3 protein-coding genes are annotated in these 18,338 nt (G+C 70.5%); all 3 read left to right on the top strand.

What is annotated here, in order from left to right; genetic code table 11:
* The first annotated feature begins 23 nt into the window (after positions 1-23).
* The 3 genes from GON09_RS14315 (at position 24) to GON09_RS14305 (ending at position 18,304) form a co-directional block, all read left to right on the top strand.
* Positions 24-7,799: a non-ribosomal peptide synthetase gene (locus GON09_RS14315; protein WP_213932358.1), complete on the top strand. Its 7,776-nt coding sequence runs from the start codon at positions 24-26 to the stop codon at positions 7,797-7,799.
* A 93-nt stretch (positions 7,800-7,892) separates the two neighbouring features.
* Positions 7,893-8,918, top strand: coding sequence for an ABC transporter substrate-binding protein (locus tag GON09_RS14310; protein ID WP_213932357.1), 1,026 nt, complete (start codon positions 7,893-7,895; stop codon positions 8,916-8,918).
* A gap of 110 nt (positions 8,919-9,028) precedes the next feature.
* Entirely contained in the window at positions 9,029-18,304 is a 9,276-nt protein-coding gene (locus GON09_RS14305) for a non-ribosomal peptide synthetase (RefSeq protein ID WP_213932356.1), read from the top strand.
* Positions 18,305-18,338: the final 34 nt, after the last annotated feature.

Genomic DNA, 18,338 nt, shown 5'->3' with positions numbered 1-18,338 from the left:
CGATCGAAGGAAAGAGATCTCCAGTGCCCCTTGCCGGTCCGGACGCCTCACGGCTCGCTCTGTCGCGCGCGCAGTCGGGCGTATGGTTCGCCCAGCAGCTGAACCCCGACAACCCGTTGTTCAACACGTCCGAGTGTGTCGAACTGCGGGGTGCGATCGACGAGGAAGCGCTGGTCGCGGCCGTTTCTGCGGCGGCATCCGAGGCCGAGGTGCTGGTCGCGGCATTCGAGACCCTGGCCGACGGTACGGTCGTCCAGATTCCCGGCGCTCGCGCACTGGATCTCGCCCCGGCCGTCGACCTGACGTCCGCAGCTGATCCTTGGGCTGCGGCATACGAGTGGATGGCGCGCGACCTCGAACGACCCGTCGACCTGGCGGTCGATCCGTGCGTCCGGGCCGCCGTCCTGCGACTGGCGGACGATCACGTCCTGCTCTACCTCCGCGCCCACCACATCGTCCTCGACGCCTTCGGCTTCTCGCTGTTCAACCGGCGCATCGCCGAGCGCTACACCGCCGCGGTCGCCGGCGCGGAAGTTGCTGCCGCACGGTTCGACTCGGTCGAATCGGTGATACGGGAAGAATCGGACCATCGCGACTCGGCGGACTTCGACGCCGACCGTCGTTTCTGGAGCGAGTACCTCGACGGGGTGGGCGAAGCGGTCGCACTGCGACCCGGACCGGGTGGCATCGCGCGTCGCTCCCGCGCGGCGCGCTTCACCCTCGACGCCGAGCAGCACCGCGGTCTGGTGGCCCTCGGCAAGGAGGCCGGCGCGAGTTGGGGCGACGCGGTCACCGCACTGGTCGCGGTCTATCTGCGCGGCGCCACCGGGCGTGAGGACCTCACGCTCGGGTTCCCCGTCATGAACCGGCTCGGCACGGCCGCGCTGCGGGTGCCCGTCACGGCGGTCAATGTCGTTCCGCTGCGCCTGAATCCCACCGCATCGGCCACGCTCGTCGATCTCGTCGCGCAAGTGCGTGACGGAGTGGCGCTGTGCCGCAACCACTATCGCTACCGGACCGAGGACATCCAGCGCGACCTGCGTCTGCCTACAGGCTCGCGCGGGGTCATCGGACCCTCGGTCAACGTCAAGCCGTTCGGCGACTCGCTCCGGTTCGGCGACATCCGCGCGTCCGTGCACTCGGTGGCCCGAGGACCCCTGCAGGACTTCATGGTCACCGTGCGGCCGCTCGACGGCAGCGCCGGACTCGAGGTGTTCGTCGACGTCGACGCCGACGTCTACAGCGAGGCGGATCTGAAGGTCCACGCCGAGCGCCTCGACATGCTGTTCGGTTCGGTGGCCGAGCGAGATCTGCACACCCCGCTCGCACAGGTCTCCGTCGTCACCGCCGACGAGCGACGGGTGATCCTCGACGACTGGAGCCACAGCCCAGACATCCCGTTCGACCCGGAGTCGACGCTCGTCGATCTGCTGCAGGAGCGGATCGCGGCGGCTCCCGACGCACCGGCCGCGGCGGACGCCCACGCGACGCTCACCTACGCCCAGTTCGGCGCGCGCGTGCACCGGCTGGCCCGGTATCTGGTCTCCCGGTTCGATCTCGGCCGGCCGCACGCGCGGGTCGCGCTCGCGCTGCCCCGTACCGTCGACGCGCTGGTCGCCATCCACGCCGTCCTCGAGACCGGCGCCGCCTACGTCCCGCTCGACGTCGACCAGCCCCTCGACCGCCTCGCCCACATCCTCGGATCCACCGATCCCGTCTGCGTCCTCACCGCCCGCGTGACCGACGACCGGGTCGGTGAGGTCCCGGGCGCACCGCACCGCGTCGTGCTCGAGGATCTCGACCTGGACTCCGTGTCCGACGCTCCGCTCGACGACTCGGAGCGCGGCCCCCTGACCCCCGAGTCGATCGCCTACGTCATCCACACGTCCGGCTCCACGGGCAGACCGAAGGGCGTCGTCGTCCCCCACCGCGGACTGGTCAACCTGTTCCACAGTCACCGCGCCCAGGTGTTCACCCGCGCCGCCCGTGAGGCCGGTCGTGAGTCCCTCCGCCTCGGACTGGCCTGGTCGCTCGCGTTCGACGCGTCGTGGCAGCCGCTGCTGTGGATGCTGGCCGGCCACACCGTCGACATCGTCGACGAGGCCACCCAGCGCGACCCGGCGTCGCTCGCACGCCGCGCCCTCGACGAGGGATGGGATTTCGTCGAGTTCTCGCCCAGCCGGCTCGAACAGTTCGTCGACGACGGTCTGTTCCCGGACGGCACCGTGCCCACCCTCGGATTCGGCGGCGACGCGGTCTCCGAACGGCTGTGGAGCCGCCTGCGCGAGCGCAAGGGTGCCGCCTTCAACTTCTACGGACCCACCGAGTGCAGCGTCGACGTCCTCGTCGCGGAGGTGTCCGACGCCGAGACACCAGTGGTCGGTCGGCCCGTCGCCAACCTGCGCGTGTACATCCTCGATTCGGGACTCGCGCCCGTGCCGGCGGGAACCGAGGGCGAACTGTACGTGGCCGGCCCCGGCGTGGTCCGGGGATATCTCGACGCGCCCGCCCTCACCGCGAGCAGGTTCGTCGCGAATCCGTACTCGGAGGACTCCTCGGGTCCGTACGCCCGCCTGTACCGCACCGGCGACCTCGTGCAGTGGACCGAGGACGGCTGCATCGTCTACCGCGGCCGGATCGACAACCAGGTCAAGGTCCGCGGATTCCGGATCGAACTCGGTGAGGTCGACACCGCCCTGCTGCGTATCCCCGGCGTGTCCCGCGCGGCGACGGTGGTGCGCACCGATCCCTCCGGCGACGCGCAGCTCGTCGGCTATCTCGTCGGGCAGGACGTGCCCGAACCGGTCGAGGCGCGCCGCCTCGCCGCCGAGTTCCTGCCCGGCTACATGGTTCCCGCCGCGCTGGTCGTCCTCGACGAGATGCCGCTGACCTCCAACGGCAAGCTCGACCGAAAGGCACTGCCCCGACCGGACTTCTCCGCGATGGTCTCGTCCCGCGCCGCGGAGACCGAGACCGAGCGGGCCCTGTGCCGGATCTACGCCGACATCCTGGGTCTCGACACTGTGGGGGCGGACGACGATTTCTTCGCGCTCGGTGGCCACTCCCTCAGCGCCGCGAAACTGCTCGCCCGCATCCGCGACGAACTCGGTGTGGACCTGCCGATCCGGACCGTCTTCGACCACCCGCAGGTCGTCGCGCTCGCCGCCCACTGTGACAACGATGCGGACGCCGCCCGCGGGGGCGCCGCCGATCCCGCCGCCGCGGCCCGGCCGGCGCTCGTTCCCCGCGCCGACACCGGGCCCGCGCTCCTGTCCCTTGCACCACTGTCGTACGCGCAGCAGCGGCTGTGGTTCATGTACCGCATGGAAGGGCCGAGCCCGACCTACAACGTCCCCATCACGGTGGACCTGCACGGACCGGTCGACCCGGATGCGTTGCGGCAGGCGGTCTCCGACGTGCTCGCGCGCCACGAGAGTCTGCGCACCGTTCTCGTCGAACGCGATGGCACGGGGATGCAGCAGGTGCTCGACGAGGCGCCCGTTCCCTTCGCGGTCGAGGCCGTCGACCGGGACGCGCTCGCCGGACGTCTGCATTCCGAGGCCCGGCACGCATTCGACCTCGAACGCGAGATACCGCTGCGGATCCGGTTGTTCACGATTGCGCCCGACGAGCATGTGATGCTCGTGCTCGCCCATCACATCGCGAGCGACGAACTGTCCACGCCCCTGCTGCTGCGCGATCTCGGCAACTTCTACTCGGCGCACGTGCGCGGCGACTCCCACGATCCGGCTCCGCTGCCCGTGCAGTACGCCGACTACGCGATCTGGCAACGCGAACTCCTCGGCGACCAGGACGACGAGTCCTCGCTCGCCGCGCGACAGCTCGCATTCTGGCGCGAGGAACTCGACGGGCTCCCGGCCGAACTCGGCCTTCCCGCCGACCGTCCGCGTCCGGCCGTGGCGTCCTATGCGGGCGGTGGTGTCGAACACCGGATCCCGGCCGATCGTGCCGCGGGGATCAGGGAGGCCGCACGCGCGACCGGCACCACGATGTTCATGATGGTGCACGCGGCGGTCGCGGTCGCGCTGTCGCACAGCGGCGCCGGCGAGGATATTCCGCTCGGTTCACCCACGGCGGGACGGCCGGCCCCCGAACTCGACGACCTCGTGGGCTTCTTCGTCAACATGGTGGTGCTGCGCACCGACCTGTCGGGCGATCCCACCGTGCGGGAGTTGCTCGGCCGGATCAAGGACACCGACGTCGCGGCGTACTCGCACCAGGACGTCCCGTTCGACCGGGTGGTGGAGATACTCAATCCCGAGCGCAGTGCGGCCCGGCACCCGCTGTTCCAGGTGATGGTGCAGTACCAGAGCCCGCCGGCGATCACGGGATTCGACGACCTCGCACCGGCCCCCTCGTTCGTCGCGAACGATACCGCGATGTTCGACCTCACCTTCGACGTCATCGAGGAATCCGGCGGCGATCTGTGCGTGCGCGTCGAATACGCCCGCGACCTGTTCGACGAATCGTCCGCCGAGGCCTTCGCCGCGCGGGTCGAGCGGGCGTTCGCCGCGGTGTGCGCCGATCCGGACGCCCGGCTCTCGCAGCTCGATCTGCTCACCGGATCCGAACGCGAGGTGCTGCGCGCCGGCGACGCCACCGCGCCCCCGGATCCGATTGCGCCGCACAACCTGCCCGCCCTGTTCGCTCGCACGGTGGAGCGGTACGGTGCCGAGACGGCGCTGGTCACGCCGTCGACCCGCCTGACCTTCCGGGAACTCGACGCGTGGTCCGACCGGATCGCCCGGCACCTCGTCGCGAACGGGATCGGCCCGGAAGACGTCGTGGGACTGAGCCTTCCGCGGGAGGCGGTGCTGGTCGCCGCGATCCTCGGCGTGTGGAAGTCGGGAGCGGCATATCTGGTGCTCGACCCGGAACAGCCCGCCGACCGGAACGAGTACATGATCCGCGACGCCGGTGTGGGCGTCGTGCTCGACGCCGACTCGGTCGAGTCCGTCGACGATCCCGCCCCGGACGTGCGGATGCCGGTCGTGCACCCGGACAACACCGCCTATCTCGTCTACACCTCCGGGTCGACCGGCACCCCGAAGGGGGTGATGGTGCCGCACTGCGGCGTTGTGAACCTGTGGGAGACGGTGCGTACCCGCACCGTCGGCGATCCGGCGACGCGACGCCGCGCCGTGCTGCTGAGCTACACCTTCGCGTTCGACTCGTCCGTCGAGCCGCTTCTCGCGATGCTGGGCGGCCACACCGTGCACGTGCTCGCCGAGGACCTCATGGCGGACGCCGGCGAGATCGTCCGGTACGTCCGGGCGCACCGTATCGATGCCCTCGACTGCGGTCCGGTGCTCGCCGGTCGCCTGCTCGCCGAGGGACTCCTCGACCCCGCAGCGCCGCATCGTCCCGAGTCGATGGTGCTCGGGGGCGAAGCCGTACCAGGTGAGCTGTGGTCGCAGCTCGCAGCGGATCCCGATGTGCGCGTGAGCAACATGTACGGACCGACGGAATGTACCGTGGACGCGACCGGTGTCGTCCTCACTCCGGGAAGCGCCCCGAACATCGGGAGACCGATCCCCGGCGGCCGGGTGTACGTCCTCGACGGGTACCTGCGGCAGGTGCCCCCGGGAGTGGCCGGCGAACTGTACGTCGGCGGACCGCACGTCACGCGGGGTTATCTCGGGCGGTGTGCGCAGACCGCGGGGCGATTCGTGGCCGACCCCTTCGGCGCCGACGGTGGGCGTCTGTACCGCACCGGGGATCTGGTGCGTTGGAGGGTCTCCGCAGCGAACGGCGCGGTTCTCGACTATCTGGGCCGCACCGACGACCAGGTGAAGATCCGCGGCTTCCGCATCGAACTCGGCGAGATCGAGACCGTTCTCGGCAGTCATCCCGAGGTGGCCGCCGCGGCGATCGTGGTCCGCGAGGACGAGCCGGGCCGCAAACGGCTCGTGGCCTATGCGGCCGGAACCACCGACCCCGACACCCTGCGGGTGTACGTTGCCGAGCGGCTGCCCGACTACATGGTGCCCGCCGTCACGGTCGTGCTCGACGAACTGCCGGTCACCCGCAACGGAAAGATCGATCGCAGAGCACTTCCCGAGCCGGTCTTCGCGCCGGTCACCGAGGCACGCCTGCCCGCGGACGAGCTCGAGCAACGACTGTGCGAGCTGACAGCGGGTGTGCTCGGACTGGACGCCGTGGGTCCCGACGACGACTTCTTCGCTCTCGGTGGCGATTCGATCGTGTCCATCCAGCTGGTGTCCGCGGCACGCGCCACCGGGATCCGGTTCACCGCGCGGCACGTCTTCGAGCACCGGAGCCCCGCGGGTCTCGCCCGGGTCGCGGAGATCGAGGACGGCCCGGGGACGGTGGACGTCGAGGCGGCACTCGGCGAGGTCCCGGCGACACCGATCGTCCACGACATGCTCGACCGTGGTGGACCCTACGCCCGCTACGCGCAGTCGCGGCTGCTCCTCGCGCCGGCGGGGCTCACCCTCGATCGGCTGGTCGGCGGCGTCCAGGCCCTGCTCGACACGCACGACGCCCTGCGGGCCGTCTTCGACCCGCAGGCGCGGGTGCTCGACGTCCGCCCGGTCGGTAGCGTCGACGCCGCGGACATCGTGACCCGCGTGGACGTCTCGGGCTCGGCCGACCTGCAGGAGGTGGTCGTCGCCGCGACCGAGGCCGCGTACGCCGAACTCGATCCCGCCGCGGGCGCGCTCGTGCGCGTGATCTTCTTCGACGCGGGACCCGACGCACCGGGGCGGGTGTTCGTCGCGGTACATCATCTCGTCGTCGACGGCGTGTCGTGGCGCATTCTGGTGCCCGATCTCGCCGGTGCCGTCGACGGTGTCGCGCCGGTGCGTGCGGGTACGTCGCTGCGTCGCTGGGCTCGGGGACTGCTCGACGGAGTGGCGGCACGCAGATCCGAACTGTCCCTGTGGCGGCGGATCCTCGCGCCGGCAGGACGTGTCCGGCTGGCGTCGGGCGAGCCGGATCCCGAGCGGCACACGATGGCGGAGACGGCGAAGGTGCAGGTCGAGGTTCCGGCCGACATCACGGATGCGCTGCTGACCACCGTGCCCGAACAGTTCCACGCCGGAGTCGAGGACGTCCTGCTCACGGCTCTGGCGCTGGCGTCCGCGCGGGTGTGCGGCGCCGGGGCGATCGCGGTCGATCTCGAAGGACACGGCCGCGAGGAACAGGCCGTACCGGGGGCCGATCTGTCGCGCACGGTGGGCTGGTTCACGACGCTCTATCCGGTGCGTCTGGACGTCGGCGGGCTCGATGTCGCCGACGCGTACGCCGGGGGAACGAGTGCGGGGGACGCGCTGAAACGGGTGAAGGAACAGCTGCGGGAGATCCCGGACAGCGGAATCGGATTCGGTATGCTGCGGCATCTCGATCCGGTCGGTGGTCCGAAGCTCGCGACCGTCGGTGCCGTCGACATCGGGTTCAACTATCTCGGCCGGTTCACGCTGGGGGAGACCGAGGGACAGGCGTGGGCCGGCGCCCCGGAGAGTTCGGCTCTCGGCGGGGCCATCGAAGCCGATATGCCCGTCGCACACGCCGTCGAGATCGGCGTGCTCACCGACGATTCCGGTGCGGAGCCGGTCCTGCGCGGAATGTTCGGGTACAGCCCCGATCTCGTTCCGGCGGCGACGGTCGCCGCGCTCGCCGACGAGTGGATCGCGGCGTTGCGTGCGCTCGCCGGGCACTCGGCGAACGAGGACGCAGGAGGGTTCACGCCGTCCGACCTCACGCTCGACGACCTGGACCAAGCGGAGATCGACGATTTCGCCCTCGAATTCGGCTGAAACGAAGCGCTTGGCGGGACGGTCTGTTTCGGTTAGCCTAACCAATCGTGACCGGGGCGACGCGCTCCGGCGGGAGACTCTGGGAGATCAACGATGCGCGTTCTGGAACGCAAGCGTGCGCGGGGCGCCGCGGCGCTCGGCGCGGCAGCTCTGCTGGCCGTCGGACTGGTGGGATGCTCGAGCGACAGCGAGGGCAGCGCGGAGAGCGGCACCGACTCCGCGGCGACGCGCACCTTCGAGGCGCAGAACGGCAGCATCGAGATTCCGGCCGACCCGCAGCGCATCGTCTCCTGCGGTTACGCGACCCTCCCGCTCATCCAGGCCGGTGCGAACCTCGCCGCGGTGTGCGAGTGGAGCCGCGAGCTCGACAATATGGACGAGGAGACCCTGGCCGCCTACGAGGCGCTGCCGAAGGTCGCCCCCGACGGCGCCGTCTCGGAGCTGAACTACGAGGCCGTCACCGCCGCCGATCCCGACCTCATCATCATGGGCGTTCCGGCTCGGGTGCAGGAGCAGGTCGACGTGGCCAAGCTCGAGGCGCTCGCCCCCGTGGTCTTCGTCGGGCTCACGGTGCCGGGCGAATGGCGCGAACTCGGCGAGCAGTACGCCGATGCCGCGAACGTCACCGACTCCTACGGGGAGTTCAAGGAGGAGTACGAGGCTCGCGCCGCCGAGATCGCAGACAAGTACTCCGATTCGCTCGGTGGCCTGAAGTTCGCCGGCGTATGCGGTGTGTGCGGCACCGAGCCCGGTGAGTTCTCCCGTGAGTACGCCTCGTCGTACACCACCAACCTGTTCGACGATCTCGGGCTCGACTTCTACGGGGAGCCGACCGATCCCGAGTCCGTCCATGCCGAGTACCTGTCGGTCGAGCAGTTGCCCGAGAACCTCGGCGAGGCCGACGTGATCGTCTACGGTGTCGAGGCCGACGGTTCCCTCCCGCCGGAGCTGGAGGAACTGTTCGCCTCCCCGCTGTGGCAGGATCTGCCCGCCGTGAAGGCCGGCAACCTCGTCGCCGTCAAGCATTCCAGTGCGGCGACCTACGAAACCGCTCTGCTGGCACTCGATTCCATCGATGCAGAGTTGGAGAAGTTGCCCGCCAACCGGAACCAGGAGTAGTCGCTGCTGCGGGCCCGCCCCGCACCGTCGACCGAACGGCCCCCGGCGTCCCGACGCGGGGGCCGTTCGTCGTTCGTGCCCGAATTGACCGTATATACCGAAAGCGACAGATGACCCGTTCCACCGCGCTCGAAGACATCGTCCCGCTCTCGCCGCTGCAGCAAGGGTTGCTCTATCTGAGCACCGTTGCGGCACCGTCCGACTCGACATCCGACGACACGGATGCGTCCGACCCCGACGCCTACACGGTGCAATCGGTGGTTCGTCTGTCGGGTACGGTCGACGAGGCGCGGATGGCCGCCTCCGCCCAGGCACTGCTCGACCGCCACTCGGCCCTGCGTACCTGCTTCCGCCCGCGCAAGGACGGCCGCACGGCGGGACTCGTCGTGTCGGGAGTGGAAAACCTCTGGCGCGCGGAGGATCTGTCCGGCCTCGAACGCGCCGCGGCCGAACGCCGGCTCGAGCGGATCGTCGAGGACGACCTGCACGAGTGGTTCGATCTGACGCAACCGCCGCTCGTGCGCTGGACCTTCGTGCGGTTCGGTCCCGACGAGGTACGGCTGCTGCTCACAGCTCACCACATCGTCGTCGACGGGTGGTCGTCCCCGATCCTGGTGCGCGAGCTCCTCGAGATCTACGCCGCCGGGGGATCGGCATCGGGGCTGCCGTCCGTGCGTCCCTACCGCGACTACCTCGCGTGGCTCGGGCAGCAGGACCACGAGGCCGCCCGATCGCTGTGGCGCGAGGCGCTCGACGGCGTCGGCGAACCGTCGCTCGTGGCCCCGCCGGGCGCGACCCGCTCGTCCGAACGCTGCGACGAGCTCGACGTGGCGGTCCCGGAGGAACTCGGCGCGACACTGTCGGAGCTCACCCGCACCACCGGGGTCACCCTCAACACGGTGCTGCAGACCGCGTGGGCGATGCTCCTGTCCGGTCTGCTCGGCCGCGACGACATCGTCTTCGGTGCGACGGTCTCGGGCCGCCCGCCGGAACTCGCCGGCGTGGAATCGATGGTCGGGCTGTTCATCAACACCGTGCCGGTACGGGTGCGGCTCGATCCCGCCGCGACCGTCGCCGAGTTGCTGCGCCGCGTGCAACTCGAGCAGTCGCGCACCGTCGACCACCAGTATCTCGGTCTGTCCGACGTGCAGCGCGCCGTCGGGATCGGCGAGCTGTTCGACACCCTCACCGTGTTCGAGAGCTATCCCGTCGACCGCGACGCCCTCGAACGGGCGCAGCGCGCCGGAGGAGTGACGATCACCGGCGTCGACGGACGCGACGCCACCAACTATCCGCTGGTCCTCACGGCCGGTATGTCGGACCGGCTCGTCGTCAAGCTCGATCACCGCCCGTCGCTGATCGACTCGGACGAGGCGGCCGTGCTGGGTGCCCGCCTCGTCGCGATCCTCGAGGCGCTGTGCGCCGGGCCCGACGGCCGCGTCGCCGACCTCGACGTTCTGCCGTCCGCGGAACGGGGACGGGTACTGGGAGCCTGGGCCACCGCACCTGCGGCACCGTCGACCGGCACCGTCGCCGACCTGCTCGCGCAGCGATTCACCGTCGACGCCGACCTCCCCGCGGTGGTGTGCGACGGGCAGCGATCGTCGTTCGGTGAACTCGGCGCCGTCTCCGCGCGACTGGCGAGGCTCCTCGTCGACCGCGGTGTGCGACCCGACGACCGGGTGGGCCTCGCTCTGCCCCGGACCGGCGCCGTGGTCGACGCGATCGTCGCCGTCCTCACCGCTGGAGGCGCCTATCTGCCGCTCGATCCGTCCTATCCCGCAGACCGCCTGCGGCACATGATCACCGACTCCGCACCGCGACTGGTGATCACCACCGAGGCGGTGCATGCGAGTCTCGGAGACGTGCTCGACGGCGTCGATGTGCTGAGGCTCGACGACCCGGACGTCGAGTCCGCACTCTCGGCGTTGCCGGCCGCCCCACTCACCGATGCGGACCGGCTCGCTCCACTCCTCCCCGGCCATCTGGCCTACGTCGTCTACACCTCCGGATCCACGGGGCTTCCGAAGGGCGTGGCCGTCACCCACGCCAATCTCGCCGACCTGCACGCCGCGCAACGCGTCGGTCCGATGCAGTGCGCAGGTCGCACACCACGTGACGGGCAGTGGCACGTCCTGCTCACCTACCCGTTCGCCTTCGACTCGGCGGTCGCCGCCCTCACCTGGCTCTTCGAAGGCCATGTGCTGCACGTACTTCCCGACGAGTACCGCGCCGACGTCGAGCACATCGTCGACTACGTGCGTACCCACGGCATCGACTACGTCGACACCGTTCCCGTCCTCATGAACCGGTTGCTCGACGCCGGACTCCTCGAACCCGGCGGGCACGTCCCCGCGACCGTCACCGTGGGCGGCGAAGCGGTGAGCACAGCGCTGTGGCGGCGACTCGCCGCCGGCGAAGTGGTGGCGACGAACTGCTACGGACCCACCGAGTGCACCGTCGACGCGACCTCCGCGCGCATCACCGGGGACACCGTGACGATCGGTGGCCCCACCCCCGGCACGAGCGTGCGCGTACTGGACCACTGGCTGCGACCCGTTCCCGCCGGTGTCGCCGGTGAACTGTACGTCTCCGGAAACGGCGTCACCCGGGGCTATCTCGGTCGGCACGACCTGACCGCGGGACGTTTCGTCGCCGATCCCTACGGGCCCGCCGGGGCCCGCATGTACCGCACCGGCGACGTCGTGCGCTGGACCGGCACGGGCGCACTCGACTACGTCGGCCGCGACGACGACCAGGTCAAGATCCGCGGTTTCCGCGTGGAACTCGGCGAGATCGAAACCGCACTCACCGCGCATCCGTCCGTGCGGAACGCCGTGGTGGTCGCGCACACCGACGACCGGGGAACGACTCGGCTCGTCGGCTATATCGTCGGCGACGAACCCGACACCGCCGCGATACGGGCCGCGCTCGCCGAACGATTGCCCGACTACATGGTGCCCGCCGTCGTCGTTGCACTTCCTGTCCTCCCGCTCACGGCCAACGGCAAGGTCGACCGGAAGACGTTGCCCGAACCGGATTTCTCGGCACTGGCCGGTGCCGGAGAACCGCGCACCGAGACCGAACGGACGCTGTGCGCCACCATCGCCGACGTTCTCGGCCTCGACCGCGTCGGTGTCCACGACGACTTCTTCACCCTCGGTGGCGATTCGATCGTGTCCATCCAACTGGTGTCGCGGCTGCGCGCCGCGGGGGTGCGAGTGACGGCCCGTCAGGTCTTCGAACTGCGCACCGCGGCCGGGCTCGCCGCGGCGTGCGAGGCACCCGCCGCCGAACCCCGGCGACCTCGCACGACGGCGACCGGCCCGGTGCCCGTCACCCCGATCGTCCACGAATCCCTGGCGTCCGGATCGTTCGCCTCGCTCCGCCGCTTCACCCAGTCGCGGGTGCTCGTCGCCCCCGCCGGCCTGCGGGAGAACGATCTGGTCACCGGCGTGCGAGCACTGCTCGCGGCCCACCCGATGCTGCGCTCGCGGTTCACCGTCGGCGACTCGGGTCCGTCGTGGATCGTGCCCGAGGACATCCCGCACGCGGAGACTCTTGTTCGCCGGGTGGATATCGCAGCGTCGGACCAGGCTCGGTGGAACGACCTCATCGATGAGGCGTTGTCCGAGGCCGTCGACGCGCTCGACCCCGAGGCCGGGATCATGCTGCGCGTGGCCTTCCTCGATCCGGGACCGCAGCAGGCGGGCCGGATCGTCGTCGTCGCGCACCACCTCGTCGTCGACGGGGTGTCCTGGCGGATCCTGGTGCCCGACCTCGCCGGTGCCGTCGAAGCGGCCGTCCGCGGAGAGACTCCCGCCCCGGAGAGCACCGGTACGTCCTTCCGGGAGTGGGCGGAATCGCTCGTCGAGGCGGCCGTATCCGAACGGATCACCGGATCGTGGCCGGCCTGGGAATCCGCCGTCGCGGTCGACGACACCCCCGCTGTGGGAACCCGTGCCCTGGACCCGCAGCACGACACCGTGTCGACCTCGGCGTCGGTCGAGGTCCACGTGCCGGTCGACGTCACCGAACGCGTCCTCACCACCGTGCCGGCCGCCTTCGGTATCGGCACCGGCGACGTGCTGCTCGCGGCCCTGGCCCTCGCCGTCACCGACGTCTGCGGCGGATCCGCCCTGCGCGTGCATCTCGAGGGCCATGGCCGCGAGGAACAGATCGTGCCGGACGCGGACCTGTCGCGCACCGTCGGATGGTTCACCTCTCTGTATCCCGTGACGGTCGAATTGGGGGGAGACCGTGCGCTCGACGCCGGGGATCCGCTCCGGGCCGTCGCCCACGCGACCGAATCGTGCAAGCGCATCCCCGACAACGGGATCGGCTTCGGCCTGCTGCGCTTCCTCGGAGACGACCGCGATCGATTCGACGGTTACCGTGCTCCGGAGGTGATGTTCAACTATCTCGGCCGGATGACCCTCGGCGAGACCACCGACTCCGCGTGGTCGGCCGCACCCGAGGTGGCTGCCCTCGGCGGTTCCGTCGATCCGTTCATGCCTCTCGACCACGTTCTCGACGTCAACGCGATCACGGAGGACGGGCCGGACGGGCCCACCCTGTCGGCGGTGTTCACCTACGCCACCGGTGCGCTCGATGCCGATCGCGCCCACCGGATCGGGCAGCGTTGGCTCGCGGCGCTGCACCTCCTCACGGACACGGCGGCGAGCGGGGCTATCGGCGCCCCGGTGCCGTCGATGCTCACGGCGCCCGGTCTGTCCGTCGACGAGGTCCTCACGCTGCACGGTGAGAACCCCGGCGGTATCGAGGACGTCGTCCCGCTGACGCCCCTGCAGCGCGGCATGTACTTCCTGGCCGGACTCGACGAACCGTCGGGCTCGGGCAGCGACGTGGAGGCCGCCGAGGGCGTCGACGTGTACACGATGCAGACCGACTTGGCTCTCGACGGCCGCGTCGACGCGGAGACGATGCACCGTGCGGTGCGCGCGCTCGTCGACCGGCACGCCGTGCTGCGCACCGGATACCGCCCCGGTGCGGCAGGCGAACCGATCGGCGTCGTCCGCCGGAGGGCCGAACCGCAGTGGGCCGTCGTCGATCTCGGGACCGTCGATCCGGACCGGCTCGACAGGCGGGTGGCGGAACTCCTCGCCGCGGATCGCACGCGCAGGTTCGACCTGTCGGCCGCACCCCTGGTGCGATTCACCCTGGTGCTCGCGGGACCCTCGCGGGCGCGACTGTTGTTCACGATGCATCATCTCGTCTCCGACGGCTGGTCCACACCGCTGCTCGTGCAGGAACTCCTGCAGCTCTACGCGGCCGGCGGATCCACCGCCGGACTCCCACCGGTGGCCCCGTTCTCGGACTATCTCGCGTGGCTCGGCGCACAGGACGTCGCGGCCGGCGTCGAGGTGTGGCGCGAACTGCTCGACGGAGTGGACGAACCCACGCTGGTCGCGCCGTCCGGTACGGCACTGCGACCGGAATTTCCGGCCGAACTGACGGTCGCGGTGCCCGACGGGCTGTCGCGGCGCCTCGTCGAGGCGAGCCGCAGGCACGGTGTCACCGTCAACGGTCTCGTCCAGACCGCCTGGGGCCTTCTCATCGGATCGCTCACCGGCAGAATCGATGTCGTCTTCGGTGCGATCGTCTCGGGTCGCGTCCCCGACGTGCCGGGTGTGGAATCGATGATCGGCCTGTTCATCAATACCGTCCCGGTGCGCGTCCGCGCGGAGGCGGGGGAGTCGATCACCGATCTCGTCACGCGGACCCACGGCGCACAGAACCGCGTGATGGACCACCAGTACGTGGGTCTCGCCGACATCCAGCGCGCCGTCGGGGTCGGCGAACTGTTCGACACCCTCCTCGTCTTCGAGAACTATCCCGTCGACCGCGACGCCCTCGACGCGGCGCAGCGGGACGGCGGCGTGCGGGTCGGAGGGGTCGGGGGTTCGGATGCCACGAACTTCCCGCTGGTGCTGGTCGCGGGGCTGGAGGACGAACTGCACCTGGGTCTCGAGTACCGGACCGATCTGTTCGCCGAGCACGATGCGGCCGCGCTGGGGGAGCGGCTCGTGCACATCCTCGACCGGCTCACCGCCGAGAATCCCGGAACGGTGGCACAACTCGACGTGCTCACGAGCGCCGAGCGGGCGGGTCTGCGCAGCGAATGGTCGACGACTCCCGCGGCGCCGTCCAGCGGGGCAGCGACCGTCGCCGACCTCCTGGCGCGGCAGATCGCGCGTACCCCGCACGCGCCGGCGGTGGTCGCGGGAGGGACGACGCTGACGTTCGCGGAACTCGGACGGCGATCCGCGCGACTCGCCCGACTCCTCGTCGACACCGGGGTCGGACCGGAGACGGTCGTCGGACTGGCGCTACCCAGATCCGAGCACATGGTCGTTGCGATCGCGGCGGCGATCTCGTCGGGTGGGGTGTACGTGCCGATGGACCCGTCGTATCCGCAGGATCGGCTGGCGCACATGGTGTCCGACTCGCGACCTCAGGTGATCGTCACGGTCGCCTCGGTTGTCGACGGCATAGCACCGATCGCGGGGGACACGCGGATCGTGGTGCTCGACGATCCCGCCCTGCAGCGACAGCTCGACGGGTTGTCCACCGCTCCGCTGACGGACGCCGACCGGCGCGGTGCGCTGCATCCCGACAACGGCGTGTACGTCATCTACACCTCCGGTTCGACGGGGCTGCCGAAGGGTGTCGCGGTCACGCACGCGAATCTGCTCAATCTGTTCGAGAGCCACCGCGCGGATCTCTACGTCCCCACCGTCGGGGCTGCCGGACGCGACTCCGTGGGCGTCGGACACGCGTGGTCGTTCGGTTTCGACGCGTCCTGGCAGCCCACCCTGTGGCTGCTCGACGGCCACACCGTGCACGTCTTCGACGAGGACACCATGCGTGATCCCGAACGGATGGTCGCGTACACGCTCGAGCACGAACTCGACTTCCTCGAGGTCACCCCGTCCTTCCTCGACCGCATGCTCGCGGCCGGACTGTACGAGAGCGGACACCGCCCGGCATCCGTCGGATTCGGCGGTGAGGCCGTCAATCCGGGGTCGTGGCAGCGCCTGCGGGAGCTGACGGACGGGCGGGCCTTCAACCTCTACGGACCCACCGAATGCACGGTGGACTCGCTCATCGGAGCGGTCACCGACGCCGACACCCCGTGCCTCGGCCGGGCTGTGCACGGCGCCGGCGCGTATGTCCTCGACGCGATGCTCCGCCCTGTCCCGATGGGTGTGGTCGGCGAACTGTACGTCTCCGGTGCGGGGGTCGCCCGCGGATATCTCGGCCGGCCCGACCTGACGACGGTCCGGTTCCTGCCGAACCCCTTCGCAGACGACGGCTCCCGCATGTACCGCACCGGCGACCTCGTCCGGCGGGTGCGCGGCAGTGACGGCCGGCCCGTGCTCGAATTCCTCGGCCGGGGCGACGACCAGGTCAAGATCCGGGGTTTCCGGGTCGAGCTCGGCGAGGTGGAGGCCGCACTGACCGCGGTGCGCGGCGTGCGGGACGCGGTGGTGAACGCGCACACCGACAGCCGCGGCGTGACACGCCTCGTCGGCTACGTGACCCCCGACGGCGACGTCGATCCGGCGGTGGTCCGTGCCTCGGTCGCCGAGCGCCTGCCCGACTACATGGTGCCCGCCGTGATACTCGTGCTCGACACCTTCCCGGTCACCGCCAACGGCAAGGTCGACCGCAAGGCCCTGCCCGAACCGGACTTCTCGTCGCTGGTGGGGGCGCGTGCTCCACGCACCGACACCGAGCGGGTCCTCGCCGATCTCGTCGCGGACGTGCTCGGGCTCGACCGGGTGGGGATCGACGACGACTTCTTCTCGCTCGGCGGCGATTCGATCGTCTCGATCCAGCTCGTGTCGAAGGTCCGGGCCGCCGGGCTGTGGATCACCACCCGCCAGGTGATCGAACTGCGCACCGTGGAAGCGCTCGCGGCCGCGGTGGACAGCGACACGGGAGACACCCGCCCGGCGGCCGTCGGCGAGGCGACGGGGGAGGTGACCGTCACGCCGATCGTGTGGGACACCCTCGAACAGTGGACGGGTTTGTCCCGGTTCTCGCAGGCACGACTGCTCGTCGCGCCGGTCGGGCTCACGCTCGGCACCCTGCGGACCGCGGTCGAGGCGCTCGTGGCCGCCCACCCGATGCTGCGTTCGGTCTTCCGCGTCGACGACGAGGGACGGCCGTCGTGGGCCGTCCCCGAGAGCGTCCCGGACCTCACCGGATCAGTGCGGCGAGTGGACGCCACCGGACGGAACTGGGACGAACTGTTCGACGAACATCGCGAGAACGCGTACGCCGCACTCGATCCCGCCAACGGGCGCATGGTGCAGGTCGTGTGGTTCGATGTCGGGCCGCAGCAGGCCGGACGCGTCCTGATCGTCGTGAACCACCTCGTGGTGGACGGCGTGTCGTGGCGCATCCTCGTCCCCGACCTCGCCGACGCCGTCGAACAGGCCGAGCGTGGGGAGACGGTGACCCTGCCGTCGAGCGGCACGCCCTTCCGGGTATGGGCCGCCGAACTCGCGAAGGCCGCCGGATCGGAACGGGTCACCGCGTCGCGGTCGGCCTGGCAGCAGGCGGTCGACGCCGACGAACCGATGCTCGGTTCGCGCCCCCTCGATCCGGCACGCGACACCGTCTTCTCGACCCGCTCCACCCGGGTGCAGTTGCCCGTCGACGTCACCGAACGGGTGCTGGCCGCGGACGTCGTCGACGACATCCTGCTCTCGGCCCTCGCCGTCGCGGTGGCGTCGGTCCGGGGCGGCGACCTCGTCCGCATCGACCTCGAAGGACACGGCCGGGAGGAACAGGTGGTCCCGGGTGCCGACCTGTCTCGCACCGTCGGCTGGTTCACGTCGATGTATCCGGTGACGGTGGATCTGACGGAGGTCGACGTGGCCTCCGCGTCCCGGGACACCGAGGCGGCGGTCGCGGCGCTGCGTGCGGTGGCCCGCGCGTCGCGGGAGCGACCCGACAACGGCATCGGCTTCGGGATGCTGCGGCGACTGAACCCGGACTTCGGCGACCGCTTCGCCCGGTACGTGCCGCCGGCCGTCGTCTTCAACTACCTCGGACGGCTCACACTCGGCGAGGCGTCCGGCAGCCCGTGGTCGGGCGCACCGGGAGCCGCCGCGATCGGCGGCTCGGTGGATCCGGACATGCCCCTCGACCACGTCCTGCAGGTGGACGCGATCACCGAGGACACCCCGGACGGCGCGGTTCTGGAATGCGAGTTCGCCGCCGCTGCGGACGTGGTCGACGCGGACACGCTCGCCGAGATCGCGCGGATCTGGCGGGACACGGTGCAGGTCGTCGTCGCCGCGAGAGAGCTCACCGCCACCACACTGCAGGGCGCCTCCGGCACCGTCCGATAGGACAAGCATCTTGCACACATCGAAAGAAGGAGAA

This window comes from Rhodococcus sp. B50 (genome assembly GCF_013602415.1).
GTDB lineage: Bacteria > Actinomycetota > Actinomycetes > Mycobacteriales > Mycobacteriaceae > Rhodococcus.
This window is presented reverse-complemented; position numbering and strand designations above follow the sequence as displayed.